Source organism: Pseudomonas kermanshahensis, assembly GCF_014269205.2.
GTDB classification, from domain to species: domain Bacteria; phylum Pseudomonadota; class Gammaproteobacteria; order Pseudomonadales; family Pseudomonadaceae; genus Aquipseudomonas; species Aquipseudomonas kermanshahensis.
Map to the genome: position 1 here is coordinate 877,579 of NZ_JABWRY020000001.1, position 24,078 is coordinate 901,656.

At 63.2% G+C, this 24,078-nt stretch carries 26 protein-coding genes; 14 read left to right on the forward strand and 12 right to left on the reverse strand.

Features of this window, described 5'->3' with window-relative positions:
• The first annotated feature begins 180 nt into the window (after nucleotides 1–180).
• The 3 genes from HU764_RS04050 (at nucleotide 181) to HU764_RS04060 (ending at nucleotide 2,200) form a co-directional block, all read left to right on the forward strand.
• Nucleotides 181–891: a tRNA-uridine aminocarboxypropyltransferase gene (locus tag HU764_RS04050; RefSeq protein ID WP_186676075.1), complete on the forward strand. Its 711-nt coding sequence runs from the start codon at nucleotides 181–183 to the stop codon at nucleotides 889–891.
• 222 nt (nucleotides 892–1,113) lie between these two features.
• The gene (gene erdR, locus HU764_RS04055) at nucleotides 1,114–1,764 is read left to right on the forward strand and encodes a response regulator transcription factor ErdR (protein ID WP_027595831.1); all 651 of its coding nucleotides are present in this window, start codon (nucleotides 1,114–1,116) and stop codon (nucleotides 1,762–1,764) included.
• A gap of 73 nt (nucleotides 1,765–1,837) precedes the next feature.
• Nucleotides 1,838–2,200, forward strand: a complete 363-nt coding sequence (locus tag HU764_RS04060) for a diacylglycerol kinase (protein WP_027595832.1) — start codon at nucleotides 1,838–1,840, stop codon at nucleotides 2,198–2,200.
• On the opposite strand, the gene finR is transcribed toward HU764_RS04060, so the two are convergent.
• Complete coding sequence (finR, locus tag HU764_RS04065) at nucleotides 2,197–3,123, reverse strand: LysR family transcriptional regulator FinR (protein WP_027595833.1); 927 nt, start codon at nucleotides 3,121–3,123, stop codon at nucleotides 2,197–2,199. The two genes, HU764_RS04060 and finR, sit on opposite strands and share 4 nt — an antisense overlap.
• A 120-nt stretch (nucleotides 3,124–3,243) precedes the next feature.
• Here finR and fpr point away from each other — a divergent pair, with 120 nt between their 5' ends.
• On the forward strand, nucleotides 3,244–4,023 hold the full coding sequence (gene fpr / locus HU764_RS04070; protein WP_016501130.1) for a ferredoxin-NADP reductase: 780 nt from the start codon (nucleotides 3,244–3,246) through the stop codon (nucleotides 4,021–4,023).
• Nucleotides 4,024–4,165: 142 nt separating this feature from the next.
• Here the strand turns inward: fpr and HU764_RS04075 are convergent, their stop codons facing one another.
• Both HU764_RS04075 and HU764_RS04080 read right to left on the reverse strand, forming a co-directional pair.
• Nucleotides 4,166–4,660, reverse strand: coding sequence for a SprT family zinc-dependent metalloprotease (locus tag HU764_RS04075; protein ID WP_027595834.1), 495 nt, complete (start codon nucleotides 4,658–4,660; stop codon nucleotides 4,166–4,168).
• A gap of 139 nt (nucleotides 4,661–4,799) precedes the next feature.
• Nucleotides 4,800–5,399 carry a Yip1 family protein gene (locus tag HU764_RS04080; RefSeq protein ID WP_027595835.1) on the reverse strand — a complete coding sequence of 200 codons (600 nt, stop codon included), beginning with the start codon at nucleotides 5,397–5,399 and terminating at the stop codon, nucleotides 4,800–4,802.
• A 262-nt stretch (nucleotides 5,400–5,661) separates the two neighbouring features.
• Between HU764_RS04080 and ttcA the strand changes: the two genes are divergently transcribed.
• Both ttcA and HU764_RS04090 read left to right on the forward strand, forming a co-directional pair.
• Complete coding sequence (gene ttcA, locus HU764_RS04085; RefSeq protein ID WP_027595836.1) at nucleotides 5,662–6,486, forward strand: tRNA 2-thiocytidine(32) synthetase TtcA; 825 nt, start codon at nucleotides 5,662–5,664, stop codon at nucleotides 6,484–6,486.
• Between the two features lie 4 nt (nucleotides 6,487–6,490).
• Nucleotides 6,491–7,162: a DNA-3-methyladenine glycosylase I gene (locus HU764_RS04090; protein ID WP_186702964.1), complete on the forward strand. Its 672-nt coding sequence runs from the start codon at nucleotides 6,491–6,493 to the stop codon at nucleotides 7,160–7,162.
• Nucleotides 7,163–7,234: 72 nt separating this feature from the next.
• Here the strand turns inward: HU764_RS04090 and HU764_RS04095 are convergent, their stop codons facing one another.
• Genes HU764_RS04095 through arsC form a run of 3 tightly spaced genes read right to left on the reverse strand, consistent with a single transcriptional unit; the run spans nucleotide 7,235 to nucleotide 8,596 of the window.
• Entirely contained in the window at nucleotides 7,235–7,648 is a 414-nt protein-coding gene (locus HU764_RS04095) for a DUF2069 domain-containing protein (protein ID WP_186676081.1), read from the reverse strand.
• Nucleotides 7,641–8,246 carry an NAD(P)H:quinone oxidoreductase gene (wrbA, locus tag HU764_RS04100; protein WP_027595839.1) on the reverse strand — a complete coding sequence of 202 codons (606 nt, stop codon included), beginning with the start codon at nucleotides 8,244–8,246 and terminating at the stop codon, nucleotides 7,641–7,643. The genes HU764_RS04095 and wrbA overlap by 8 nt, the downstream gene beginning before the upstream one ends.
• Entirely contained in the window at nucleotides 8,243–8,596 is a 354-nt protein-coding gene (gene arsC / locus HU764_RS04105; RefSeq protein ID WP_027595840.1) for an arsenate reductase (glutaredoxin), read from the reverse strand. The genes wrbA and arsC overlap by 4 nt, the downstream gene beginning before the upstream one ends.
• Nucleotides 8,597–8,681: 85 nt before the next feature.
• Between arsC and HU764_RS04110 the strand changes: the two genes are divergently transcribed.
• Nucleotides 8,682–9,146, forward strand: coding sequence for a TlpA disulfide reductase family protein (locus tag HU764_RS04110; protein WP_027595841.1), 465 nt, complete (start codon nucleotides 8,682–8,684; stop codon nucleotides 9,144–9,146).
• 135 nt (nucleotides 9,147–9,281) lie between these two features.
• Here HU764_RS04110 and HU764_RS04115 read toward each other — a convergent pair whose 3' ends face one another.
• The 4 genes from HU764_RS04115 to HU764_RS04130 form a co-directional block, all read right to left on the reverse strand.
• Entirely contained in the window at nucleotides 9,282–9,686 is a 405-nt protein-coding gene (locus HU764_RS04115; RefSeq protein WP_186702965.1) for an META domain-containing protein, read from the reverse strand.
• Complete coding sequence (locus tag HU764_RS04120; RefSeq protein ID WP_027595843.1) at nucleotides 9,683–10,120, reverse strand: hypothetical protein; 438 nt, start codon at nucleotides 10,118–10,120, stop codon at nucleotides 9,683–9,685. Before HU764_RS04120 ends, HU764_RS04115 begins: the two co-directional genes overlap by 4 nt.
• A 31-nt stretch (nucleotides 10,121–10,151) precedes the next feature.
• Nucleotides 10,152–11,141, reverse strand: a complete 990-nt coding sequence (locus tag HU764_RS04125; protein ID WP_186702966.1) for a 2-hydroxyacid dehydrogenase — start codon at nucleotides 11,139–11,141, stop codon at nucleotides 10,152–10,154.
• A 195-nt stretch (nucleotides 11,142–11,336) separates the two neighbouring features.
• Nucleotides 11,337–14,093 carry a response regulator gene (locus tag HU764_RS04130; RefSeq protein WP_186702967.1) on the reverse strand — a complete coding sequence of 919 codons (2,757 nt, stop codon included), beginning with the start codon at nucleotides 14,091–14,093 and terminating at the stop codon, nucleotides 11,337–11,339.
• Nucleotides 14,094–14,288: 195 nt separating this feature from the next.
• On the opposite strand from HU764_RS04130, the gene HU764_RS04135 reads away from it, so the two are divergent.
• The 7 genes from HU764_RS04135 (at nucleotide 14,289) to HU764_RS04165 (ending at nucleotide 22,627) form a co-directional block, all read left to right on the forward strand.
• A complete protein-coding gene (locus HU764_RS04135; RefSeq protein ID WP_186702968.1) occupies nucleotides 14,289–15,005 on the forward strand; it encodes a response regulator transcription factor in 717 nt (238 codons plus the stop codon).
• Between the two features lie 3 nt (nucleotides 15,006–15,008).
• Nucleotides 15,009–16,397 carry a sensor histidine kinase gene (locus HU764_RS04140; protein ID WP_186702969.1) on the forward strand — a complete coding sequence of 463 codons (1,389 nt, stop codon included), beginning with the start codon at nucleotides 15,009–15,011 and terminating at the stop codon, nucleotides 16,395–16,397.
• 94 nt (nucleotides 16,398–16,491) lie between these two features.
• A complete protein-coding gene (gene cysM / locus HU764_RS04145) occupies nucleotides 16,492–17,391 on the forward strand; it encodes a cysteine synthase CysM (RefSeq protein WP_186703046.1) in 900 nt (299 codons plus the stop codon).
• Nucleotides 17,392–18,750 carry a 23S rRNA (uracil(1939)-C(5))-methyltransferase RlmD gene (rlmD, locus tag HU764_RS04150; protein WP_186702970.1) on the forward strand — a complete coding sequence of 453 codons (1,359 nt, stop codon included), beginning with the start codon at nucleotides 17,392–17,394 and terminating at the stop codon, nucleotides 18,748–18,750.
• A 96-nt stretch (nucleotides 18,751–18,846) separates the two neighbouring features.
• Nucleotides 18,847–21,087: a GTP diphosphokinase gene (relA, locus tag HU764_RS04155; protein WP_027595850.1), complete on the forward strand. Its 2,241-nt coding sequence runs from the start codon at nucleotides 18,847–18,849 to the stop codon at nucleotides 21,085–21,087.
• A gap of 144 nt (nucleotides 21,088–21,231) precedes the next feature.
• Nucleotides 21,232–22,065 (forward strand): nucleoside triphosphate pyrophosphohydrolase, encoded by an 834-nt coding sequence (mazG, locus tag HU764_RS04160; protein ID WP_027595851.1) that lies wholly within the window; start codon nucleotides 21,232–21,234, stop codon nucleotides 22,063–22,065.
• A 22-nt stretch (nucleotides 22,066–22,087) separates the two neighbouring features.
• A complete protein-coding gene (locus HU764_RS04165; protein WP_099453166.1) occupies nucleotides 22,088–22,627 on the forward strand; it encodes a DUF2058 domain-containing protein in 540 nt (179 codons plus the stop codon).
• Between the two features lie 57 nt (nucleotides 22,628–22,684).
• Here HU764_RS04165 and HU764_RS04170 read toward each other — a convergent pair whose 3' ends face one another.
• Complete coding sequence (locus tag HU764_RS04170; RefSeq protein ID WP_027595853.1) at nucleotides 22,685–22,867, reverse strand: hypothetical protein; 183 nt, start codon at nucleotides 22,865–22,867, stop codon at nucleotides 22,685–22,687.
• Nucleotides 22,868–23,360: 493 nt separating this feature from the next.
• A complete protein-coding gene (locus HU764_RS04175; RefSeq protein WP_027595854.1) occupies nucleotides 23,361–24,071 on the reverse strand; it encodes a DUF3108 domain-containing protein in 711 nt (236 codons plus the stop codon).
• Nucleotides 24,072–24,078 lie beyond the last annotated feature (7 nt).

The window sequence follows — 24,078 nt, forward strand, 5'->3', positions numbered from 1 at the left end:
CGCCGGCAGGTGGCGTTCCCTGATGCGCGCTTTTGCGCGCGTCAGGCTCGCCAAAGTGTCGATTATAAGGGGCCAGCCCGTCCCGCTGCACGGCAAATGACGCCTGCTCTGGTAGACTTGCGTTTTGTGTATCCGAGCCGTCGCAGTGTGCATTTTCAACCTGTTCAAAGGCCTGCCAGCATGAGCCACGCGGTAGCGCGCTTGCGCGCCGAACGCCTGGCCCGCAGCAACAAGCCGTTCATTGCCCGTGGTTCACGGGCCGTCCGTTGCCCGCATTGCCGGGTCATTGCCAGCCATTGCCTGTGCGCCTGGAAGCCCCGGGTGCCGGCGGAGTCGGGCGTGTGCCTGCTGATGCACGACACCGAGCCACTGAAGCCGACCAACACCGGTTGGCTGATCGCCGACCTGGTCGAGGACACCTCGGCCTTCGGCTGGCAGCGTACTGCGGTGGACGACAACCTGCTGGCGCTGCTCGAACAGCCCCACTGGCAGCCCTATATCGTCTTCCCTGGCGAGTTCGTTGCCCAGGAGCGGGTGGTCAACGAGGTGGTGCGCGAACCCGGCAAGCGGCCGTTGTTCATCCTGCTCGACGCCACCTGGACCGAGGCGCGCAAGATGTTCCGCAAGAGCCCCTACCTGGACCGCTTCCCGGTGTTGAGCCTGGAGGCCGAGCAGATGTCGCGCTACCGCCTGCGCCGTTCCAAACGTGACGATCACTTCTGCACGGCGGAAGTGGCGGCCATGTGCCTGGAGCTGGCCGGCGACCAGCGCGCCTCCCAGGCCCTGGACGCTTACCTGGACGTGTTCAGCCTGCACTACCTGAGCGCTAAGCGGCATTTGCCGCTGGATGAACAGGACGACGCGCATCAGCGTTTGCATACCTTCCTATAGTCCAAGGGGCAGTCGGGCCGGTTTGGTTCATAATGTCGGGGCTGGCAGCCAGGGTGGGCGAGTGCGGCAGGGCAATTGGCTTGACCACCCCGACCGTGCTCGGCATCCTTGGCGCCGATTCGGGCACGCCGAAGGTGCCGTTACCCCGGACTTCGCCGTGCCTTTCCGCCAAGCGCCCTTACTACCCCGCAGCGCCTGGCACAGAACAGGATCCTTAGATCGATGGCCACTTACGAAATCCTGATTGCCGATGACCACCCACTGTTTCGTGGCGCCCTGCGCCAGGCTGTTACCCTCGGCCTTGGCGCTGATGTACGCCTGGTTGAAGTGGCGAGCATTGCCGAACTGGAAACCCGACTGAGCGAAAAAGCCGACTGGGATCTGGTCCTGCTGGACCTGAACATGCCGGGCGCCTACGGGTTCTCCGGGCTGGTCCTGCTGCGTGGGCAATACCCGCAGATCCCCGTGGTCATGGTGTCGGCGCAGGAAGAGGCAGCCGTCGTGGTGAAGTCTCGCGAGTTTGGTGCCAGTGGTTTCATTCCCAAATCCAGCCCGCTGGAAGTGATTCAGGACGCCGTGCGCAAGGTGTTGGACGGTGAGGTCTGGTGGCCGCCGCAAGCCTTCGAGAAAGTCGACGTTTCGGCTGAAGCCAAAGCGGCCAGCGAAGGGCTGGCCAGCCTCACGCCGCAGCAGTTCCGCGTGCTGACCATGGTCTGCGAAGGTTTGCTGAACAAGCAGATCGCCTATGAGCTGAGTGTCTCGGAGGCCACCATCAAGGCCCACGTGACGGCGATTTTCCGCAAGCTGGGCGTGCGCACCCGCACCCAGGCGGCCTTGCTTCTGCAACAACTTGAATCGGTTGCAAGCCACTAACTGGCTGCTTCTTCACGCTTTTTTGACCCCAGCTGGACTAGTCTGCCGGCCTTTCATCGGTGAAGTGACGCACATGTCGCCATTCAAAGGCCAGACCGGCCTCAAACGTATCTTCAACGCCGCCGGCTATTCGCTGGACGGCTTGCGCGCCGCCTTCAAGGGCGAGGCCGCGTTCCGTCAGCTGGTACTGCTCAATGTGCTGCTGATCCCGACCGCCTTCTGGCTGCCGGTCAGCCGCGCGGAGCGGGCGATCATGATCGCGGTGTGCCTGCTGGGCTTGATCGTCGAGCTTTTCAACTCGGCGGTAGAGGCTGCCATCGACCGTATTTCGCTTGAGCGTCACCCCTTGTCGAAAAACGCCAAGGACATGGGCAGCGCCGCGCAGTTGGTGGCGCTCACCATGGTTGCGCTGGTCTGGGGCGTGATTCTGCTCTAGGCAATAGGCGGTAGCACAATCTCATCACTGCGGGTGAAGCCCGCGGTGAAGTTGCGGCATAGCTCCAGAAACTCGCGCATGGCCGAGGTCTGGTACTTCTGCTTGTGCCAAATGAAATAGAACTGACGCATCAGGTCCAGCTCCGGGGTTTCGACCGGTACCAGGCTGCCGCGGCGGAAGGCATCGCGCAGGGCCAGGCGCGAAATGCAGCCGATGCCCAGGCCAGATTCCACTGCACGCTTGATGGCCTCGGTGTGTTCGAGCTCCAGGCGAATGTTGAGGTTGGCGCGGTGGTGGCGCATGGCTTGGTCAAAGGTCAGGCGCGTGCCGGAGCCTTGCTCGCGAAGGATCCAGGCCTCCTGCGACAACGTCTGAATGTTCGCGCTGCCCAGCGTTGCCAGTGGGTGCTGGGGCGCGCAGAACACGACCAGCTCGTCTTCGACCCAAGGCTGAACCTCCAGGTCCGGGTGGTTGCAATCACCTTCGATCAGACCCAGATCAATTTCGTAATGGGCGACCTGTTGCACAATATGCGCAGTGTTCTGCACATGCAGCTTGACCTGGCTTTCCGGGTGCACCTGCATGAAGCTGCCGATCAGCAGGGTCGCCAGGTAGTTGCCGATGGTCAGCGTGGCGCCCACCGCCAGCGAGCCGAAGGCGGACTTGCCGTTGAGCAGGTCTTCGATTTCCTTGGCCTGGTCGAGCAGGGCGACAGCCTGTGGCAGCAGCTGATGGCCCAGGGCGTTCAGGCTCAGGCGTTTACCGGCGCGATCGAACAGCTGGCAGCTGGATTGGCGCTCGAGTTCGGTGATGGACGTGCTGGCGGCCGACTGCGAGAGCGCAAGCAGGCCAGCGGCCCGAGAGACGCTTTGATGCTGGGCTACGGCGACGAACACCTGAAGCTGACGGAGAGTGAATCGCATATCTATATAACCGATAACACATATCTTGATAATTCAGTTAACAGATATTGTCGCTGCCCCTAAACTATCGCGCAACTGCGCGTCTTGCGCGCGCTGCGTCTTTCTTCAGGAGCCCCATCGATGAGCAACATGAACCACGAACGTGTCCTCAGTGTGCACCACTGGAACGACACCCTGTTCAGCTTCAAGTGCACCCGTGATCCGGGCTTGCGCTTCGAGAACGGTCAGTTCGTGATGATCGGCCTGCAGCAGGAAAGCGGCCGCCCGCTCATGCGCGCCTATTCCATCGCCTCGCCGAACTGGGAAGAGCACCTGGAATTCTTCAGCATCAAGGTGCCGGACGGCCCGCTGACTTCCCAGTTGCAGCACCTGAAGGAAGGCGACGAGATCATCATCAGCAAGAAGCCTACCGGCACCCTGGTCCTCGACGACCTGAACCCGGGCAAGCACCTGTACCTGCTGAGCACCGGCACTGGCCTGGCGCCGTTCATGAGCGTCATCCAGGACCCGGAAACCTACGAGCGCTTCGAAAAAGTGATCCTCGTTCACGGCGTGCGTTACGTGAACGAAGTGGCCTATCGCGAGTTCATCACCGAGCACCTGCCGCAGAACGAGTTCTTCGGTGAGTCGGTGCGTGACAAGCTGATCTACTACCCGACCGTGACCCGCGAGCCGTTCGAGAACCAGGGCCGCCTGACCGACCTGATGCGCAGCGGCAAGCTGTTCAGCGACATCGGCCTGCCGCCGATCAACCCGCAGGATGACCGTGCGATGATCTGCGGTAGCCCAAGCATGCTGGACGAAACCAGCGAAGTGCTCGACAGCTTCGGCCTGAAAGTCTCTGCCCGCATGCGCGAGCCGGGTGACTACCTGATCGAGCGCGCCTTCGTCGAGAAGTAACCCGCCGTTAAGGTTCATCAGCTGGAATTGGGGCTGCTGCGCAGCCCATCGCAGGCAAGCCAGCTCCTACAGGATCGCACATACCTGTAGGAGCTGGCTTGCCTGCGATGGGCCGCGCAGCGGCCCCCTTGGCCTGTCTGGCCTATTCGACACGCGTCTCGCCGCTGTATTCCAATATCGCCCGACACCGCCTGCACAGGTAGCGCCGCCCCTGGCGCACCAGCTTGTGCCGCTGCGCAGTAAACGGAAAGTCGCTCTGCGGGCAGGGGCAGCGGTAGATGTAGCGCGTGACCACCCGCCGTTGCACTGCGTAGTTATGGCAGCGGTTGGGCGGCAATTCATACACCCCGCGCATGATCAATTGCCATTCCTCGCCATGGGCCTGGATGCGCTCGCCAAACAGTTGGTGAGCCACCAGGTGCGCCACCTCGTGGGCCACGGTCTGGCGCAGGAAGTCCTCTTGGTTTTCGCGGTACAACTGCAGGTTGAAGCGCAGCAGGTTCTCGTGCAGGTGAGCGACGCCGGCCTTCTGGCCGCGCAGCTTGAAGCTGATTTCCGGGCGCGGGAAGGGGCGTTTGAAGAAGGTTTCGGCTTGCTGGTAACAGGTTTCGACGCGTTGTTTGAGCAGCTCGGGCATGGCGGGGTAATTCTCCTGACCAGGCATTATGCCGCAAGCCCTGGCGGCTTGCCGAGCCACCGGTCAGCACACAGCCAGAAGCCGCCTTGCGGCGGCCTCTGACTTGATGCCCCAGTGTTGGTTCTGTGTAGTTATCGCGCTAGTTGGTATAGACGGGCCCCACGCCCAGTCCCCAGATGATCACGGTAGCGGCCATGATCGCTACCAGCACCACAAGGCCCACCGCCAGCACCGAGCTGGAAAACAGGAAGCCTTCATCGGACGGAATGTTCATGAACGTCGGCAAGCCGACATACAGCAGGTACACGGTATAACAAATGGCTGCAGTGCCGATCAGCATGCCCAGCCACAGGTGCGGGTAAAGGGCTGCCAAGCCGCCAAGGAACAACGGGGTGGCGGTGTAGGTGGCAAAGGCAATGCACTGCGCCATGGAGGGGTTGGCATCGTAGGTGCGGGCCATCCAGTGGATGAACGCGCCCATCACCGCCACCCCGGCGAGCATCGCTAGGTAGGACATGATGCTCATCCAGATTGCGCTTTCCATGGTCAGCATCACTGCCGGCCGGTCGCCAATCACCCAGCCCACCTGGGTAGTACCGATGAATGCGGAAACGGCAGGGATCGCCGCCAGGATCAAGGTGTGCGTCAGGTACATGTGGCTGATGGTTTCTTCTTCGCCACGAATCTCCCGCCACTCCTGATCGGGATGGGTAAACAGCCCCACAACGTGATGAATCATGCCGATCACTCCTCTCAATGTTGCCAAACGCCCCCCAGATGGAGCGCAAGCGGCCCGAGGCCCGAACACCGATGCAAGCGGTAATATGGCCTTATGTCGCAGTATAGGAAGCGGTTACCGGCACAAACCGTGCTTTTTAGAGCAAATTGCGCTGTCAGGCGTGCTGTTGATTACAACGAAGTCTTTATCGGAATGCCTACAGCGCCGCGTAGTTTGTGCGTAAAATAGCCGGCTTTTGTCACACCTCGCGGATCCAAGCGCTATGGGCACCCTCTCGGTCAACCAGAACAAACTGCAAAAACGCCTGCGTCGTCTCGCCGGCGAAGCCATCACCGACTTCAACATGATCGAGGATGGCGACAAGGTCATGGTCTGCCTGTCCGGCGGCAAGGACAGCTACACCATGCTCGACGTTCTGTTGCACCTGCAGAAGGTGGCACCGATCAAGTTCGAGATCGTGGCGGTGAACATGGACCAGAAGCAGCCGGGCTTCCCCGAGCACGTGCTGCCGGCCTACCTCAAGGAGTTGGGCGTCGAGTACCACATCGTCGAGAAAGACACCTACTCGGTGGTCAAGGAACTGGTGCCCGAGGGCAAGACCACCTGCTCGCTGTGCTCGCGCCTGCGCCGTGGCACCCTGTACACCTTCGCCGACGAAATCGGCGCGACCAAAATGGCCCTGGGGCACCACCGCGACGACATCGTCGAGACGTTCTTCCTCAACATGTTCTTCAACGGCTCGCTCAAGGGCATGCCGCCCAAGCTGCGTGCCGACGATGGCCGTAACGTGGTGATTCGCCCGTTGGCCTACTGCAGCGAGAAGGACATCCAGGCCTACTCGGACATGCGTGAATTCCCGATCATCCCGTGCAACCTGTGCGGCTCGCAAGAGAACCTGCAGCGCCAGGTGGTCAAGGACATGCTGGTGGAGTGGGAGCGCAAACACCCGGGCCGTACCGAGAGCATCTTCCGCGCGCTGCAGAACGTCGCGCCGTCGCAGTTGGCAGACCGCAACCTGTTCGACTTCACCAGCCTGAAGATCGACGAAAACGCCACGCCGCGTTTCCTCGATGTGCTGAACATCTGACCCCATGCGCGATTATCAGTGGCTGCATGAGTACTGCCTGAACCGCTTCGGCTCGGCCCAGGCCCTCGAGGCCTTTCTGCCGCAGCCACGCACGCCTGCGCAACTGCGCGACATCAGCGACGACCGCTACCTGTCGACCCTGGCCCTGCGTGTGTTCCGCGCCGGGCTCAAGCACAGCCTGGTGGATGCCAAATGGCCGGCGTTCGAGCAGGTGTTCTTCGGTTTCGACCCGGAGAAGGTGGTGCTGATGAGCGCCGAGCACTTGGAGCGGTTGATGCAGGACGAGCGCATCATCCGCCACTTGGGCAAGCTCAAGAGCGTGCCGCGCAATGCGCAGATGGTGCTGGATGTGGCGAAGGAAATGGGCAGTTTCGGTGCGTTCATCGCCGATTGGCCGGTGACCGATATCGTCGGCCTGTGGAAGTACCTGGCCAAGCATGGCAACCAGCTGGGTGGCCTATCGGCGCCGCGGTTCTTGCGCATGGTCGGCAAGGACACGTTTATCCCGACCGAGGATATGGCGGCAGCGTTGATTGCGCAAAAAGTGATCGACAAACAGCCGACCAGCCAGCGTGACCTGGCGTTGGTGCAGCAGGCGTTCAACCAGTGGCATGCCGAGAGTGGGCGACCCCTGTGCCAGCTTTCGGTGATGCTGGCGCATACCGTCAACCACTGAGATTGTCGGGGCGACGCGGTCTCTGTGGGAGCGGGCTTGTCCCGCGAAGGGGCTGCAAAGCAGCCCCCTGAATCAACTCCCTTCGCCCGCCATGCGCCGCTCATGCTGGAACTTCCAGCGCACAAACAGCAGCGCGCTGATGAACAACCCCAGGCTTACCACCACCTCGACCCAGCCAAACAGCGCCCGTGCCGGGTCGAACGCCGCCAGCACGCCCTTGATGAAATAGATATTCACCACAAAGCAGGCCCAGGCATGCGCCCGGGCGCTGCCCTTCAGCATGCCCGGCAGCAGCAACAGCAGCGGCACCAGTTCGATCGCCAGAATCACTTCGACGCGCGCCCCGTGCAGGTTGGCGAACCACAGGTTGTTCACCACCAGCAACGCGATCAGGCCAAAGAAAAACGCCAGGCTCAGTGCCCGCGTCAGGCGCAGGCGCGGTGCCAGCCATTGCAGCGGCGGCAACACCTTGGGCTTTTTAGCCACGCGCGGCCTCCAGGGCCTTGGCGGTGCTCGCCAGGCGTTGGCCGAGGGCACGGCACAGGGTGATTTCGTGTGGGTCGAGCTCGCGCTTGCCATCGGCGCCGGCGTGGTGGCTGGCGCCATATGGTGTGCCGCCGCCGCGGGTTTCGAGCAAGGCCGATTCGCTGTAGGGCAGGCCCATCACCAGCATGCCGTGGTGCATCAGCGGCAGCATCATCGACAGCAGGGTGGTTTCCTGGCCACCATGCAGGCTGGCGGTGGAGGTGAACACTCCGGCGGGCTTGCCCACCAGTTCGCCACCCAGCCACAGGCTGCTGGTGCCGTCGAGGAAGTACTTGAGGGGCGCGGCCATGTTGCCGAAGCGGGTCGGGCTGCCCAGCACCAGGCCGGCGCAATGGCGCAGGTCGTCGAGGGTGGCGTACAGCGCGCCACTGGCCGGGATGTCCGGGGCCACAGCTTCGCACTCAGTGGAAATCGCCGGCACGGTGCGCAGGCGCGCCTCCATACCGGCCATCTCGACACCGCGGGCAATGTGCCGGGCCATTTCGCTGGTGGCGCCATGGCGGCTGTAATACAAAACCAGGATGAAGGGCTGGCTCACGGCAGGATCTCCAGCACCTTCTCGGGAGGGCGGCCAATCACGGCTTTATCGCCGGCCACCAGAATCGGCCGCTCGATCAGCTTGGGGTGTTGGGCCATGGCGTCGATCAATTGCGCGTCGGTCAGGGCCGGGTTGGCCAGGTTCAGGTCTTTGTATTCGTCTTCGCCGGTGCGCAGCAGTTGGCGCGGGGCGATGCCCAGCTTGCCGAGCAGGGCCGTCAGGGTGGCGGTGTCTGGCGGGGTTTCGAGGTAGCGCACGATGGTCGGCGCCAGGCCGCGTGCTTCGAGCAGTTCCAGCGCGCCGCGGGATTTCGAGCAGCGCGGGTTATGATAGAGCGTCAGGTCAGTCATGTCGGGTCGCATCCAGCTGGGTGTGGCGGCTATTCTAACCGCAGCGACTGAACCATTTGCTTGAAACTTCGAGAAGGATTGACCCATGGCAAGGCGTTTGGCAGCAGTACTGGCCATCACCGCGGGCCTGTTGCTCGGTGGTTGCGGTGCCGACTACGGCGTGGACCAACACGGCAATACGGTAAAGGCCGAGCAGATCGAGGGGCACTGGGTAGTGCTCAACTATTGGGCCGAATGGTGCGGACCGTGCCGTACCGAAATCCCTGAGTTGAATGCGGCGGCCAAGCAATGGGCGGCCGAGGGGATCAAGGTGGTCGGGGTGAACTTCGATGGCTTGCAGGGCCAGGACCTTAAGCAGGCGGCGGACACCCTGGGCATCGGCTTTACCGTGCTGGCGCAGGACCCGGCCGAGCGTTACGAGCTGCCCCGCAGCGAGGCGCTGCCGGTGACCTACATCATCGATGACAAGGGCAAGGTGCGTGAGCAACTGATGGGTGAGCAGACCCTGGAAGGGCTGCAGGCCAAGATCAAGGCCCTGAAGGGCGCATGATGCCAGTTGGGGCTGCTTTGCAGCCCTTCGCGGCACAAGGCCGCTCCTACAGGTGACCGCGTCATCCCAGCGTACGCGGTTACCTGTAGGAGCGGCCTTGTGCCGCGAAGGGCCGCAGAGCGGCCCCGGCAGCCCTCAACCTTCTTCAGGCCAGAACCGCAACGGCTTGCCCTCGGCCGGCCAGAAGCGCATCTGCTCCACAGGCGAGACATCCCAGCGTTGTACCGTCTCCAGCGCCTGCAGGAAGCGTTTTTCCTGTTCCATCAACGCCGGTGCGCACAGCTTGCGGGTCTTGCCGACCTTGCCGAAGCTCAGGTGCTTGCCTTCCAGCGTATACGGGGCAAACCAATGGTTGCAGCCGCCATTGCCATAAGCGCGGCCATCGCTGGCCAGGGTCAGGGTAAGGTGGCTGTAATCGATCAGCGGGCGTTCGCCAATCCACTCCAGTACATAGCTGCGCACCTGCTGCAGCTTTGACGGTTGCGCGGCGCAGCCGAGCAGGCCGGTGGCAATCAGCACGCCGGTCAGCAGCTTTTTCACTCAGCGCTCTCCTGGCAACGCGGGCACAGGTGCTTCTCGCCACGGCTGGCCCAGCCCAGCTCCGCGATACGGGCGCTGGCCGCCGGCTGGCGGGCTTTTTTGCCCAGCTTGGCATCGACTGCGAACTCGAAGTCCAGCACGGCGTCGCACTGGTCGCACTCGACCTGCCAGGTGAGGATTTCCAGTTCGCTGAACACCGGGCCGCTGGCCACGGCAACCCACTGGCCGCGCGGGTTGATCAGGTGACGCACGCTTTCCACGGTCAGTCGCATGGACAAGTCCTTGCTGCCCTTGAGGGTCACCAACAGCGTGTCGCCCTTGTGCATCGAACCGCCGTTGCCGGTCACCTGATAGCGGCCGGGTACCAGGGCGCGGCACTCGATCAGGGTGTGTTGCGGGTTGAAAAGGGTGTAGCGGAAATCGTGCTCGACCATGGGTCCTCCAGAAATGCCGCGTATCCTAGCATTAACCCGATACCAGATTCTGGGGTTTGCCTGCCATCCAGCGGTTGATGTTGTCCAGCGTGGTGGCGGCGATGGCGTCCAGCGCCTCGCGGGTGAGGAAGGCCTGGTGGGCGGTGATGATCACGTTAGGGAAGGTCAGCAGCCGGGCCAGCACATCGTCTTGCAAAGGCTGGTCGGAGCGGTCCTCGAAAAACAGTTGGGCCTCTTCTTCGTAGACGTCCAGGCCCAGGTAGCCCAGCTGGCCGCACTTGAGTGCGTCGATCAATGCCGGGGTGTCGACCAGGGCGCCGCGGCCGGTGTTGATCAGCATGGCGCCAGGTTGCAGTTGAGCCAGGCTTTGCGCATTGATCAGGTGCCGGGTGTGCTCGGTCAGCGGGCAATGCAGGCTGATGATGCGCGCCTCGCGCAGCAACTCGGGCAGGGGCAGGTAGCGGGCGCCAAGGGCCAGCAGGTCTGGGTTGGGGTAGGGGTCGTAGGCCAGCAACTGGCAGCCGAAGCCGGCCATGATGCGGGCGAACGCAGCGCCGATCTGGCCGGTGCCGACCACCCCGACGGTTTTGCCGTGCAGGTCGAAGCCGGTCAGGCCATGCAGGGTGAAATCACCTTCGCGGGTGCGGTTGTAAGCCCGGTGCAGGCGCCGGTTGAGGGCGAGGATCAGCGCCACGGCGTGCTCGGCCACCGCGTGTGGCGAGTAGGCTGGCACCCGCACCACGGCCAGGCCCAGGCGCTGGGCGGCCGCCAGGTCGACATGGTTATAGCCCGCCGAACGCAGGGCGATCAGGCGCGTGCCGCCTGCGGCCAGGCGCGCCAGTACCTGGGCGTCGAGCTCATCGTTGATGAAGGCGCAGACAACCTCGTAACCGCTGGCGAGGGGCGCGGTGTCCAGGGTCAGGCGGGCGGGCTGGAAGTGCAACTCCAGGGCAGTGCCGGCAGCGGCCTGGGTGAAGCTTTCCTGGTCGTAGTGCTGGCTGCTGAACAACAGGGCGCGCATGGTCGGGCTTCCTTTGCGAATGTCTGGGGATTGTAGCTGGCCGTCCTGTGTGGCCGTTGTAGGAGCAGCCTTGTGCTGCGAAGAGGCCGGTGACAGCACAGTAAATCTTCGCTGCTGTCACGGGCCTCTTCGCAGCACAAGGCTGCTCCTACAGCGGCACAAGGCCAATCCAACAGTAGGGGCAAGGCAGCGCTGTCAGGCATTGATGTGTGCCTGTGCCGCCAGCCGGCTGATCGCGCTGTCCAGTTCATCCAGTGCCTGCTGCGCGTGGGGGTGCTCTTGTTTGAGCAAGGTCTCGCTGCGCTGGCATGCCGCCCGCAGCTGCGGCACACCGCAATAACGCGAGGCTCCGTTGAGGCGGTGCACCTGCTCGATCAAGGTGGTGTGATCCTGCGCTTCGCGGGCGGCGCGTATCGCCTGGCGGTCGGACTCCAGTGACGCCAGCAGCATGGCCAGCATGTCGGCCGCCAAGTCGGATTTGCCGGCGGCCAGGCGCAAACCTTCGTCGGGGTCGAGCACCTTCAGTTCGTCGCTGTTGAGCCGCTGTTCGGCCAAGCGCTCTTGCTGCGGCACGCCCAGGCTCAGGCCGGTCCACTTCATCACCACCTGGGCCAACTGCCGCTCACTGATCGGTTTGGTCAGGTAGTCGTCCATGCCGGCATGCAGCAGCGCGCGTTTCTCGTTGGCCATGGCATGCGCGGTGAGGGCGACAATCGGCAGCGGGCTGCCGCTTTGGGCGTTTTCCCACAGGCGGATTTGCTCGGTGCAGGCGCGGCCATCCATGCCGGGCATTTGCACGTCCATCAGCACCAGGTCGAAGGGTTCATCCTGCACCGCTTGCACCGCCGCATAGCCGTTGTCGACGGCCAGCACCTGGGCACCCAGGTCTTCGAGCAGGGTCTGTACCAGCAGCAGGTTGGCCGGGTTGTCGTCGACGCACAAAATCTTCGGCTGGCGCTGGCCGCTGAGGATGTTCGGCTCGCCCAGCGGGCGACGCGGTTGGATCAGCTCCAGCAGCAGCCGACGCAACTTGCGCGTGCACGTCGGCTTGGACAGGAGTTGGCCATGGCCATTGGGCAGGTAGGGGTGGTACAGCGCCTGTTCGGTGGTCGGGCACAGCACCACGCACTGGCACTGGTAGCGGTCCAGTTGCAGGTGGTACTCACCGAGCTGCTCGGGCGTCAGGTTGCCCAGGTTGGCGCCGAGCACTGCGAAGTCGAACGGGTGGCCCGCCTGGCTTGCGGCCTGTACCGCATGCAGAAGCTGGTCGTACGAGGCAAACAGGCTGACGCTCAGGCCGCAGTCTTCGAGCTGGTGCTCCAGCGCCTGGCGCGCCAGCTCATGGCTGTCGACGATGGCGGCGCGGCGGCCCAGCAGGGGCTGCAGCGGCAGCTCTTCGGCATCGTCGTGAGCCTTGGGCAGGTTGAGGCTGATCCAGAACTGCGAGCCTTCGCCCGGCGTGCTGTCGACGCCGATCTCGCCGCCCATCTGCTCGATCAGGCGCTTGGAAATCACCAGGCCCAGGCCGGTACCCCCAGGCTGGCGCGCCAGTGAGTTATCGGCCTGGCTGAAGGCCTGGAACAGCGTGCGCACATCCTGCGGCGACAGGCCGATGCCGGTGTCTTGCACGCTGATGCGAAGCTGCGCGCTGTCTTCGTGTTCGTCTTCAAGCATGGCGCGCACGACGATGGTGCCTTCGCGGGTGAACTTGATCGCGTTGCTCACCAGGTTGGTGAGGATCTGCTTGAGCCGCAACGGGTCGCCGATCAGCGATGATGGGGTATCGCGGTAGATCAGGCTGAGCAGCTCGAGCTGCTTGGCATGCGCGGCCGGGGCGAGGATGGTCAGGGTGTCCTGGACCAGGTCGCGCAGGTTGAACGGAATGCTGTCGAGCACCAGCTTGCCGGCCTCGATCTTGGAGAAGTCGAGGATCTCGTTGATGATCCCCAGCAGGTTGTCGGCGGACTTCTCGATGGTGCTCAGGTAATCCAGCTGGCGCGGCGTCAGCTCACTTTTCTGCAGCAAATGGGTGAAGCCGAGGATGCCGTTGAGCGGGGTGCGGATCTCGTGGCTCATGTTGGCCAGGAACTCCGACTTGATGCGGCTGGCCTCCAGGGCTTCCTTGCGGGCCATGTCCAGCTCGATGTTCTGGATCTCGATGGTCTCCAGGTTCTGGCGCACGTCTTCGGTGGCCTGGTCGATGCTGTGCTGCAGCTCTTCGTGAGCGCTGTGCAGGGTTTCGGCCATGCGGTTGATGCCGCGGCCCAGCTCGTCCAACTCGTGGCTGCCCATGGCCGGCAGGCGCTCGTCCAGGTGGCCGTCCTTGAGCTGATTGACCGCATGCTTGATGCGTTTTATCGGGTCGTTGATGGTGCGGCTCATGCGCAGTGCCAGCAGGCCACTGAGGGCCAGGCAGGCGAGGATCAGCAACAGGCTGGTGAACAGGTTGCGGTAGCCACGCAGCAAGGTGCCGTCGTGCGACAGTTCGATTTCGACCCAACCCAGCAGGCGCTCGGCTTCGGCCGGCACGGCATCGGTGGCCAGGTCGCGGTGGTGGCCGAAGACAGGCATCAGGTAGCGGGTGGCGTCATTGCCGGTGCGTTGCAACAGTTGCGTGCCGGTACCGCCCGTGGGCGGCTGGTTGAGCATGCTCGGGCCTGCATGCGCCACGCGCGTGCGGTCTGGGGCAAGAAAGGCGACCGCGCGCACGTCGGTTTGCTCCAGGGTCTGCGCGGCAATCCGTTCCAGCTGCCCGGGGGCCCGCTTGGCCATGGCAGGTGCAGCCAGCGGCGCCAGTTGCTCGGCGATCATCTTGCCGCGTTGCAGCAGCTGGGTGCGCAAATCGCTTTGCTGCAGCCAGGTGAAATAACTGCCCAATACCAGCGCCATCAAGCCGGCAGGCAGCAGGGCCAACAGCAGGACCCGGCTTCTGATTCCCAAACGATCGAGCACACTTGCCTCCTGTCATGTGCCTGGACGCCGTCAACTGCGTGACGGACCAAGCCGGGAAGTTACTCCGCCTGCTCGGCTAATGCACCCATTTGTCTGTCTTTTCGTGGCCATGTCGAGGCATTGGTCGCAGGGCGGTTGCCTAGAGCAGAGCGGATGCTCAATAATCGCGCAATTGAGAATGCATGGCAGTTGCCAATGAATCCCGTAGCTATTCATACCTCCACTATCCTCGCCATCGAGGACGACCCGGTGCTGGGTGCCTACCTGCACGAGGAGCTGCAGCGTGGCGGCTTCCAGGTGACCTGGTGCCGTAATGGGCTCGAAGGCCTTGAAACCGCAGGCCGGCAGGCATTCGACGTGGTGTTGATGGACATCCTGCTGCCAGGGCTCAACGGCCTGGATGCACTGGCCCAATTGCGCACGCGCAGCACCACGCCGGTGATCCTGATGTCGGCGCTGGGCGCCGAAGCCGACCGTATCAGTGGTTTTCAGCGCGGCGCCGACGACTACCTGCCCAAGCCCTTCAGCATGGCCGAGTTGCAGGTACGCATCGAGGCGATCCTGCGGCGCGTGGCTCTGGAGCGGCGCCATCAGCCGCAGCAAGAGGCCGCCGGAGGTGGGTTGCAGTTCGACGAGGGGCTCAGCGACGTCAGATTCGAAGGGCGCCTGGCAGGCCTGACCCCCAGCGAATACCGCCTGCTCGAGATCCTCAACCGCAACCTGGACGAGGTGCTGAGCAAACCCTTCCTTTATCAGCAGGTCTTGCAGCGCGGTTACTCGCGGCATGATCGCAGCCTGGACATGCATGTCAGCCAGATCCGCCGCAAGCTCAAGGGCATCGGCTACCACGAACGGCAGATCCGCACGGTCTGGGGCAAAGGTTACGTGCTTAGCGCCAGCGAGATGGAGTGAGCCATGCTCGACCGCCATTCGCTGTTCTGGAAGCTGGCCATCCTACTGGTGGGCTTCTGCCTGCTGATGATCGGCCTGAGCTACACCTGGGGCCGGCACATGGAAACCCAGAACGCCTTCCTGTCCGAACCGGCCCGCCAACTGCTGCGCGGTTATGCGGCTGAGGCCGAGCAGGCCTGGCGCAGTGACGGGCGCGCGGGGCTGGACCGCTGGGTGCAGGCCATGCACCAGCGCGAGCGTGGCTGGGTTGGCGTGCTCGACATCAACCTGCGACCGCTCGACAGCGCCACCCTGAACCCCCAGATCATGCAACGGCTGACGCGTCTGCGCGGCGTCGACTGGCCGATGAGCCGGCGCAGTGTCGACCAGCCGTGGCTGCGCATTCCGTTCCCAGGGGCGCCGGAGCAGGGCATGCTGGTGATCGAACTGCCAGAGCGCCTCAACCCCGGCGAGTACCGCATGCTGTGGCGGGTGCTGACCAACGGCATCATCCCCGCTCTGTTCACCTTGCTGCTGTGCGTTGGGCTGTACCGCATGCTGATCGTGCCGCTCAACCAACTGCGTGAGCAGGCCAATGCCTGGCGTGCCGACCAGCTGTCGGCACGCCTCGATTCGCGCACCATCGCCCGGCATGACGAACTTGGCGAGCTGGCCCGCGCGTTCGACCAGATGGCCGAACGGCTGCAGGGTACGGTGGCCATGCAGCAACAGATGCTGCGCGACCTGTCGCACGAAATGCGCACGCCGCTCAGCCGGCTACGTGTGGCCTGCGATGGCGAAACCGACCTGCAGCACCTGCGCGAACGCCTGGCGCGTGAAGTGGACTGCATGCAGCAATTGGTCGAGGGCACCCTGCAATTGGCCTGGCAGGATGCCGAGCGTGCGCCGATGAACCTTGAGCCCATCCAGGTTCAAGCGTTGTGGGACCTGCTCGCCGAGGATGCCAGCTACGAAAGCGGCTGGTCGCCCGAACGCCTGCGCTGCGAACTGCCCGCCAGTTGCTGGGTGCAGGGCAACCTCAACCACCTGGCCCAGGCGCTGGAGAACATGCTGCGCAATGCCATCCGCCACTCGCCGACTAACGGCGTGGTGCGCTTGGGTGGGCAGCGCGACGGTAACCACTGGCGGCTGTGGCTGGAAGACGAGGGCGGTGGGGTTGCAGAAGAGGACCTGGAACGGATCTTCGCGCCGTTCTCGCGGCTGGACGGTTCGCGGCCTGGGGACGGCGGTTTCGGGCTGGGTTTGAGCATTGCGCGCAGTGCCATCCAGCGCCAGGGCGGGACCCTGTGGGCAGAAAATGGCAAGCGCGGGCTGCGCCTGTGCATGCGCTTGCCGCTCCATGTGCCGGCCACTGCCAAGGACAACCCACGGCCGCAGGTCGCCTCGTTATAGCTTGTAGCTATATGCATCACAGATTGCGTGATATGGCGCGCAAAGGATTGCCGGTATGATAGGCGCCCCTGCCGTCCGGATTGTGAAATACGCCATGACCTTGCAGTACCCAACCATCGCCGATTGCGTCGGCAATACGCCCCTGGTTCGCCTGCAGCGCATTGCCGGAGCGACCAGCAACACGCTCCTGCTCAAGCTCGAAGGTAACAATCCCGCCGGTTCGGTCAAGGACCGCCCGGCGCTGTCGATGATCACCCGCGCCGAACTGCGCGGCCAGATCAAGCCGGGTGACACGCTGATCGAGGCGACATCGGGCAACACTGGCATCGCCCTGGCGATGGCGGCAGCGATCAAGGGTTACAAGATGATCCTGATCATGCCAGACAACTCCACCGCCGAGCGCAAGGCCGCCATGACGGCCTACGGCGCCGAGCTGATCCTGGTGACCAAGGAAGAGGGCATGGAAGGTGCCCGCGACCTCGCCGAGAAGCTGCAGGCCGAGGGCCGCGGCCTGGTGCTCGACCAGTTCGCCAATGGCGACAACCCGATCGCCCACTACAACAGCACCGGCCCGGAAATCTGGCAGCAGACCCAGGGCACTATCACCCATTTCGTCAGCTCGATGGGCACCACCGGCACCATCATGGGCTGCTCGCAGTATCTTAAAGAGCAGAACCCAGCCGTGCAGATCATCGGCCTGCAGCCGATGGAAGGCTCGGCGATTCCGGGCATCCGTCGCTGGCCCGAGGAATACCTGCCGAAGATCTTCGACGCCACCCGCGTCGATCGCGTGGTCGACATGTCCCAGCAGGAAGCCGAAGACACCACACGCCGCCTTGCCCGTGAAGAGGGCATTTTCTGCGGCGTGTCTTCCGGTGGTGCGGTCGCGGCGATGCTGCGCCTGTCTCGCGAGGTGGAAAACGCGGTAATGGTCGCAATCATCTGCGACCGTGGTGACCGATACCTGTCCACTGGCCTGTTTGATCCGAGCTAAATGTCCAAGAAGAAAAGCAACAGCGGCCTGCGCTTCCAGCCAGCCGGTGGCAACCGTAGCCCCCAGGTTCCCGTGGGCAAGAAACAGCGCCTGGATATCGAGCGCCTGGCCGGTGACGGCCGTGGCATCGCTTTCCATGAAGGGCGTACCTGGTTCGTCAGTGGCGCGTTGGCCGGTGAAGCCGTCGAGGCCCGTGTGCTCAATGCCCGCGGCAAAGTCGTGGAGGCGCGCCTGGAGCGCGTGCTGCAGGCCAGCCCCGAGCGGCGCGAAGCACCTTGCCGGCACTATTCCCGCTGTGGCGGCTGCAACCTGCAGCATCTGCCCCATGAAGCGCAGCTGGCGCTCAAGCAACGCACCCTGGCCGAACAGCTGCAGCGGGTTGCCGGCGTGCAACCCGAGGCCTGGGCCGCCCCCCTGAGCGGGCCGGAATTCGGCTACCGGCGCCGGGCGCGGGTGGCTGTGCGCTGGGACATCAAGGCGCGTCAGCTGGAGGTCGGGTTCCGTGCCGAAGCCAGCCAGGACATCATTTCCATCGACGACTGTGCAGTGCTGGTACAGCCCTTGCAGTCGATTCTGCGCCACTTGCCGACGGCGCTGCGTTCGCTGAGCAAACCGCAGGTCATCGGCCATGTGGAACTGTTCAGCGGCACCGCTGAGGCGCTGCTGGTGCGCCATGTCGCACCGCTGCCGGCGGATGACCTGGCCCGCCTGCAGGCATTTTGCGACGAGGCCAAGGCGCAGCTCTGGCTGCAGGGCGAGGGTGAACCGGCACCGGTAGACGCGGCCACGACCCTGGGCTTTACCCTCGAACCCTGGCAGCTGGAATTGGCCTGGCGCCCCGGTGATTTCGTGCAGGTTAACGCCCAAGTCAATACGGCGATGATCGAGCAGGCGTTAGCCTGGCTCGCACCGCAAGCCGACGAACGTGTGCTTGACCTGTTCTGTGGCCTGGGTAATTTTGCCCTGCCGTTGGCGCGGCAGGCGCGTGAAGTGGTGGCGGTGGAAGGTGTACAGGCCATGGTCGATCGGGCCGCGGCCAATGCCCGAAACAACAATGTGCATAACGCACGGTTTTTTCAGGCCGATTTATCGCAGCCTTTGGCAGGTGCCGAGTGGGCCGCCGAAGGCTTTTCTGCGGTACTCTTGGACCCACCGCGCGACGGTGCTTTCGAGGTGGTGCAAGACATCGCACGCCTCAAGGCCAAGCGGCTGGTCTACGTATCGTGCAACCCGGCCACGCTGGCGCGAGACGCCCAGGTGCTGGTCGGACAGGGGTACCGGTTAAAAAGGGCCGGGATTCTCGACATGTTTCCTCAGACGGCGCATGTCGAGGCCATGGCGTTATTCGAAGCGGGCTAGCAGACTGGCCCGTTGGTGCGGTTGCCAGGGAATGGCGGCCACACGGTGGAAGCCTGCGCACCCGCGTGGTGCGCTGTATGGAAAGGTAAAACAAAGATGGTACAGGTGAGAGTGCACCAGCCGGTCAACACTGACGGCAGTATCAATCTCGAAGCATGGCTGGATCATGTGGTAAGCGTCGATTCAGCCCTGGATCGCGCAGCGCTGAAAGAGGCCTGCGAATTCGCTCACGAAGTCGAGAAGAAGGGTAACCCTGCCAAGCATTCCTGGGCCGACGGTACGTCCAGCTTCCAGGCGGGCCTGGAGATCGCCGAGATTCTCGCCGACCTCAAGCTCGACCAGGATTCGCTGGTAGCCGCCGTCATTTACCGTTCGGTGCGTGAAGGCAAGGTGACCCTGGCTGAAGTCAGCCAGCGTTTTGGCCCGGTGGTGTCCAAGCTGATCGACGGCGTGCTGCGCATGGCGGCCATCAGTGCCAGCCTCAGCCCGCGCCAGTCGCTGGTGCTGGGCTCCCAGGCGCAGGTCGAGAACCTGCGCAAGATGCTCGTGGCCATGGTCGACGACGTGCGCGTTGCACTGATCAAGCTGGCCGAGCGCACCTGCGCAATCCGTGCGGTCAAGGCCGCCGACGACGAAAAACGCCTGCGCGTCGCGCGCGAGGTGTTCGATATCTATGCCCCCCTGGCGCATCGCCTGGGCATCGGTCACATCAAGTGGGAGCTGGAAGACCTGTCCTTCCGCTACCTTGAACCCGACCAGTACAAACAGATCGCCAAGCTCCTGCACGAGCGCCGGCTGGACCGCGAGCGCTTCATCAGCGACGTGATGAACCAGCTGCAGAACGAACTGCTGGCCACCGGCGTGAATGCCGACATCAGTGGCCGGGCGAAACACATCTATTCGATCTGGCGCAAGATGCAGCGCAAAGGCCTGGAATTCAGCCAGATCTACGATGTGCGTGCGGTGCGTGTGCTGGTCCCGGAGATCCGCGATTGCTACACCGCGCTGGGTATCGTGCATACCCTGTGGCGGCACATCCCCAAGGAATTCGACGACTACATCGCCAACCCGAAGGAAAACGGCTACCGCTCGCTGCACACGGCGGTGATCGGCCCGGAGGGCAAGGTGCTGGAGGTGCAGATCCGCACCCACGGCATGCACGAGGAAGCCGAGCTTGGGGTTTGCGCCCACTGGCGCTACAAGGGCACCGACGTCAAGCCGAGCTCCAATCACTACGAAGAGAAGATTTCCTGGCTGCGCCAGGTGCTCGAGTGGCATGAAGAGCTGGGTGACATCGGCGGCCTGGCCGAGCAGCTGCGCGTCGACATCGAGCCGGACCGGGTCTACGTGTTCACCCCGGACGGCCATGCCATCGACCTGCCCAAGGGCGCTACGCCGCTAGACTTCGCCTACCGCGTGCACACCGAAATCGGCCACAACTGCCGCGGCGCCAAGATCAACGGGCGTATCGTGCCGCTGAACTACAGCCTGCAGACCGGCGAGCAGGTCGAGATCATCACCAGCAAACACGGCAACCCCAGCCGTGACTGGTTGAACTCCAACCTGGGTTACGTCACCACCTCGCGGGCACGGGCCAAGATCGTTCACTGGTTCAAGCTGCAGGCACGCGACCAGAACGTCGCCGCCGGCAAGACCTTGCTCGAGCGCGAACTCAGCCGCCTGGGCCTGCCGCAGGTGGACTTCGAGCGCCTGGCCGAGAAGACCAACGTCAAGACCGCCGAAGACATGTTCGCCTCGCTCGGCGCGGGTGATCTACGCCTGGCTCACCTGGTCAACGCTGCCCAGCAGTTGCTGGAGCCTGAGCGTATCGAGCAGATCGAGCTGGTGCAGCGCAAGCCCACGGGCCCGCGTACCGGCAAGCGCGGCGATATCCAGATCCAGGGTGTCGGCAACCTGCTGACGCAGATGGCCGGCTGCTGCCAGCCGCTGCCGGGCGATGCCATCGTCGGCTATATCACCCAGGGCCGCGGTGTAAGCATCCACCGTCAGGACTGTGCCTCGGTGCTGCAACTGGCAGGCAAGGAGCCAGAGCGGATGATCCAGGTGAGTTGGGGGCCGATCCCGGTGCAGACCTACCCGGTCGACATCGTCATCCGTGCCTACGACCGCCCAGGCTTGTTGCGTGACGTGTCGCAGGTGCTGCTCAACGAGAAGATCAACGTGCTGGCGGTCAACACCCGCTCGAACAAGGAAGACAACACGGCGTTGATGTCGCTGACCATCGAGATTCCGGGCCTGGATGCGCTCGGGCGCTTGCTGGGGCGGATCTCGCAGTTGCCGAACATCATCGAGACGCGGCGTAACCGTACCCCTTGAACCCTGTGAGTTGGGGCCGCTTTGCGGCCCATCGCTGGCAAGCCAGCTCCCACAGCTATCCCACTGGCTTCAAGGCCTGTGCAGTACCTGTGGGAGCCGGCTTGCCGGCGATCGGGGGCAAAGCCCCCGCCAAGGAATAGCCCTATGACCTACACCCTCGAAGACCTGCTGCACCTCATGGCCCGCCTGCGCGACCCGCAATATGGCTGCCCGTGGGACTTGAAGCAGGACTACGCCAGCATCGTCCCGCACACTATCGAAGAAGCCTACGAGGTTGCCGACACCATCGAACGCGGCGATTTCGAGCACTTGCAGGGTGAGCTGGGCGATCTGTTGTTCCAGGTGGTCTACTACAGCCAGCTGGCCCGGGAAGAGGGGCGTTTCGAGTTTGACGGGGTGGTCGACAGCATCACCCGCAAGCTGATCCGCCGCCACCCGCACGTATTCCCCACCGGCGAGCTGTATGCACCGGTGGACACGCCCAGCTTGAGCGAGACCCAGGTCAAGTCGCGCTGGGAAGAGATCAAAGCCGAGGAGCGCGCCGAAAAAAGCGAACCCGAACAGCTGTCGCTGCTCGATGACGTGCCAACGGCATTGCCTGCATTGTCGCGGGCAGCCAAACTGCAAAAGCGTGCGGCCACGGTCGGTTTCGACTGGCCCGACGCATTGCCGGTGCTGGACAAGGTCCGCGAGGAACTGGACGAAGTCCTGCAGGCCATGGCCGACGGTGATGCCGATGCGCTGGAAGATGAGGTCGGCGACCTGTTGTTCGCCACCGTCAACCTGGCCCGCCACCTCAAGCAAGACCCGGAACATGCCCTGCGCCGTGCCAATCGCAAGTTCGAGCGACGTTTCCGTTTTATCGAACAGGCATTGCGCGACAGCGGTCGGCCCATCGAAGACTGTAACCTTGACGAGCTGGATGCCCTTTGGGGTGAAGCCAAACGTCAGGAAAAGAACCTGCCCAGCTGCGGCTGAGCTGTTAAGTGAGTGAACATTCATGAGCCTTTCCCTTCGCGACCAATTGCTCAAAGCCGGTCTGGTCAACCAGAAACAGGTCTCGCAGACCAATAAAGCCCAGAAGAAACAAAAGCGCCTGGAGCACAAGGGCCAGGTCGAGGTGGACGACACCCAGCAGCGCCTGGCCAAGGAAGCCATGGCTGAAAAGGCCAAGCGTGACCAGGAGTTGAACCGCCAGCAGCAGGAAAAGGCCGAGCAAAAGGCCCGCGCCGCGCAGATCAAGCAATTGATCGAAGCGACCCGCCTGCCCAAGCTCAACACTGAGGACTACTACAACTTCGTCGACGACAAGAAGGTCAAGCGCATTGCCGTCAATGCCCTGATGCGCAGCAAGCTGAGCAATGGCTCGCTTGCGGTCGTGTCGTTTGCCGGCGGCTACGAAGTGATTCCGCGTGAAGCGGCGGTGAAGATTCAGGAACGCGACCCGCATCGCGTACTGTTGCTCAACACCCATGTCGAGGAAGCCGACGACGATGACCCGTACGCGGCTTACAAGATCCCTGACGATTTGATGTGGTAAGCATGAAAAACCCCGCCTAGGCGGGGTTTTTTGTTCAAAGACTGTGGCATTGCAGGGTCATTGTGTAGTGCGCTGACTTTCCAGGTCCTCAAGCTCTACACGGTACTGGTGGGCTTCGTGCTCATTGTGGAACATCCCGACCAATTGGCCTTGTTGGTGCACATCCCAGATCCGCACGCCAGCGGCCAGGCCTTCGTGGGACATTTTCGATTCGTCGCGTTCGGTTACTTGGACTGTCATCGGTAAACTCCACTGCTAGGTTGGTTGCGACATTGTGTCGCACACCTCCTTTATAGAGTTTGTTAGCAGGCTAAGTAAATAAAACAGGGATGAAACAAGTTTCATGTAGCTCAGGGGCTGCGGTTTGCTTGCTGAGAGAGGGTGAAGGCTGCCAGGTGCTTGGCTTGGGATTTGAGTGTGGGGCGCAAATCGAGCGCCGCCCGCGCGGCGCATCGCGAGCAACGCTCGCTCCTACGTTTGTTTCGGGCCAATTATTCCTGGAGCAAACGCGCGCGACCGCCTTGGCGCGTGACTCGATATCGCGTCGAACAAACCAGGCGGTCGCGTGCGCCTGTCACAGGCGTTACTGGCCAAAAACAAACGTAGGAGCGAGCGTTGCTCGCGAAGCGCCGCGCGGGCGGCGCTCGATCTCATAGGCGCTGAAGATGCTGTGGCAAGCACCTCAAAAAGAAGCCCCGCACAAGGCGGGGCTCCGGGTGCTTCAGGCTGCGGATCAGTTACCCTTCACCGGCTTGCCATCGACCGTGCCATCCTGCAGCACGATCACGTACTCCTTGCCATCGGTTTCGACCTGGCGCAGTTGCACAAGCAGGTAGTCCCAGCTCTTGGCGAACCACAGCTCGGTGATGCGCTTGCTCTGGCTAGGGTCGCGCACGCGCTCGACCTTGACCGCATCGACCTGGCCGGTCTTGGTGGTCACCTTCTCGGTGCCCAGGACGCGGAAGTCGTAGGTGTCGATCTCGTCACCGTCGACCACCTGGTAGGTCATGCTCTTCTTGCCGGCCGCCACATCATGCTGCAGCGCCAGTTGGTAGGACGACTTGTCCAGCACGCCGCGGTTGAGCGGCAGGTTGATCGCATCGCCACGGTCGCTACCGGTGACTTTCTTGCTGGTCCAGTCGAAGTTCAGGTCGACCTTCTTCGCCTTGCCCAGGCCGCCACGCTCGAAGTGGTACTTCTGCGGCAGCAGGGTGTCGTTTTCCAAGCGCAGGGTGCTTTGCTCGGTCAGGCTGGCGATCATCATGGAAGCCTTGAAATTAAGGTCCCAGGTACCGTTGGCATTCTTCACCAGGCTGCGCTCGGCGGTGCCGCTCATGGGTAGCTGCTTCCAGTCGGCGGTGTAGCTGGCCGAAAAAGGCTTCAGATCAGCTGCCTGGAGGGGCAGGGCGAGCACGGCGAGAGCCAAGAGCAGGGCACGACGCATAAAGTCT

Excerpts from the sequence above, each read along its gene's own strand:
- HU764_RS04050 (WP_186676075.1), top strand. The coding sequence starts at position 181 with ATGAGCCACGCGGTAGCGCGCTTGCGCGCCGAACGCCTGGCCCGCAGC.
- erdR (WP_027595831.1), top strand. The coding sequence starts at position 1,114 with ATGGCCACTTACGAAATCCTGATTGCCGATGACCACCCACTGTTTCGT.
- HU764_RS04060 (WP_027595832.1), top strand. The coding sequence starts at position 1,838 with ATGTCGCCATTCAAAGGCCAGACCGGCCTCAAACGTATCTTCAACGCC.
- finR (WP_027595833.1), bottom strand. The coding sequence starts at position 3,123 with ATGCGATTCACTCTCCGTCAGCTTCAGGTGTTCGTCGCCGTAGCCCAG.
- fpr (WP_016501130.1), top strand. The coding sequence starts at position 3,244 with ATGAGCAACATGAACCACGAACGTGTCCTCAGTGTGCACCACTGGAAC.
- HU764_RS04075 (WP_027595834.1), bottom strand. The coding sequence starts at position 4,660 with ATGCCCGAGCTGCTCAAACAACGCGTCGAAACCTGTTACCAGCAAGCC.
- HU764_RS04080 (WP_027595835.1), bottom strand. The coding sequence starts at position 5,399 with ATGATTCATCACGTTGTGGGGCTGTTTACCCATCCCGATCAGGAGTGG.
- ttcA (WP_027595836.1), top strand. The coding sequence starts at position 5,662 with ATGGGCACCCTCTCGGTCAACCAGAACAAACTGCAAAAACGCCTGCGT.
- HU764_RS04090 (WP_186702964.1), top strand. The coding sequence starts at position 6,491 with ATGCGCGATTATCAGTGGCTGCATGAGTACTGCCTGAACCGCTTCGGC.
- arsC (WP_027595840.1), bottom strand. The coding sequence starts at position 8,596 with ATGACTGACCTGACGCTCTATCATAACCCGCGCTGCTCGAAATCCCGC.
- HU764_RS04110 (WP_027595841.1), top strand. The coding sequence starts at position 8,682 with ATGGCAAGGCGTTTGGCAGCAGTACTGGCCATCACCGCGGGCCTGTTG.
- HU764_RS04120 (WP_027595843.1), bottom strand. The coding sequence starts at position 10,120 with ATGGTCGAGCACGATTTCCGCTACACCCTTTTCAACCCGCAACACACC.
- HU764_RS04125 (WP_186702966.1), bottom strand. The coding sequence starts at position 11,141 with ATGCGCGCCCTGTTGTTCAGCAGCCAGCACTACGACCAGGAAAGCTTC.
- HU764_RS04135 (WP_186702968.1), top strand. The coding sequence starts at position 14,289 with ATGAATCCCGTAGCTATTCATACCTCCACTATCCTCGCCATCGAGGAC.
- HU764_RS04140 (WP_186702969.1), top strand. The coding sequence starts at position 15,009 with ATGCTCGACCGCCATTCGCTGTTCTGGAAGCTGGCCATCCTACTGGTG.
- cysM (WP_186703046.1), top strand. The coding sequence starts at position 16,492 with ATGACCTTGCAGTACCCAACCATCGCCGATTGCGTCGGCAATACGCCC.
- rlmD (WP_186702970.1), top strand. The coding sequence starts at position 17,392 with ATGTCCAAGAAGAAAAGCAACAGCGGCCTGCGCTTCCAGCCAGCCGGT.
- relA (WP_027595850.1), top strand. The coding sequence starts at position 18,847 with ATGGTACAGGTGAGAGTGCACCAGCCGGTCAACACTGACGGCAGTATC.
- mazG (WP_027595851.1), top strand. The coding sequence starts at position 21,232 with ATGACCTACACCCTCGAAGACCTGCTGCACCTCATGGCCCGCCTGCGC.
- HU764_RS04165 (WP_099453166.1), top strand. The coding sequence starts at position 22,088 with ATGAGCCTTTCCCTTCGCGACCAATTGCTCAAAGCCGGTCTGGTCAAC.
- HU764_RS04170 (WP_027595853.1), bottom strand. The coding sequence starts at position 22,867 with ATGACAGTCCAAGTAACCGAACGCGACGAATCGAAAATGTCCCACGAA.
- HU764_RS04175 (WP_027595854.1), bottom strand. The coding sequence starts at position 24,071 with ATGCGTCGTGCCCTGCTCTTGGCTCTCGCCGTGCTCGCCCTGCCCCTC.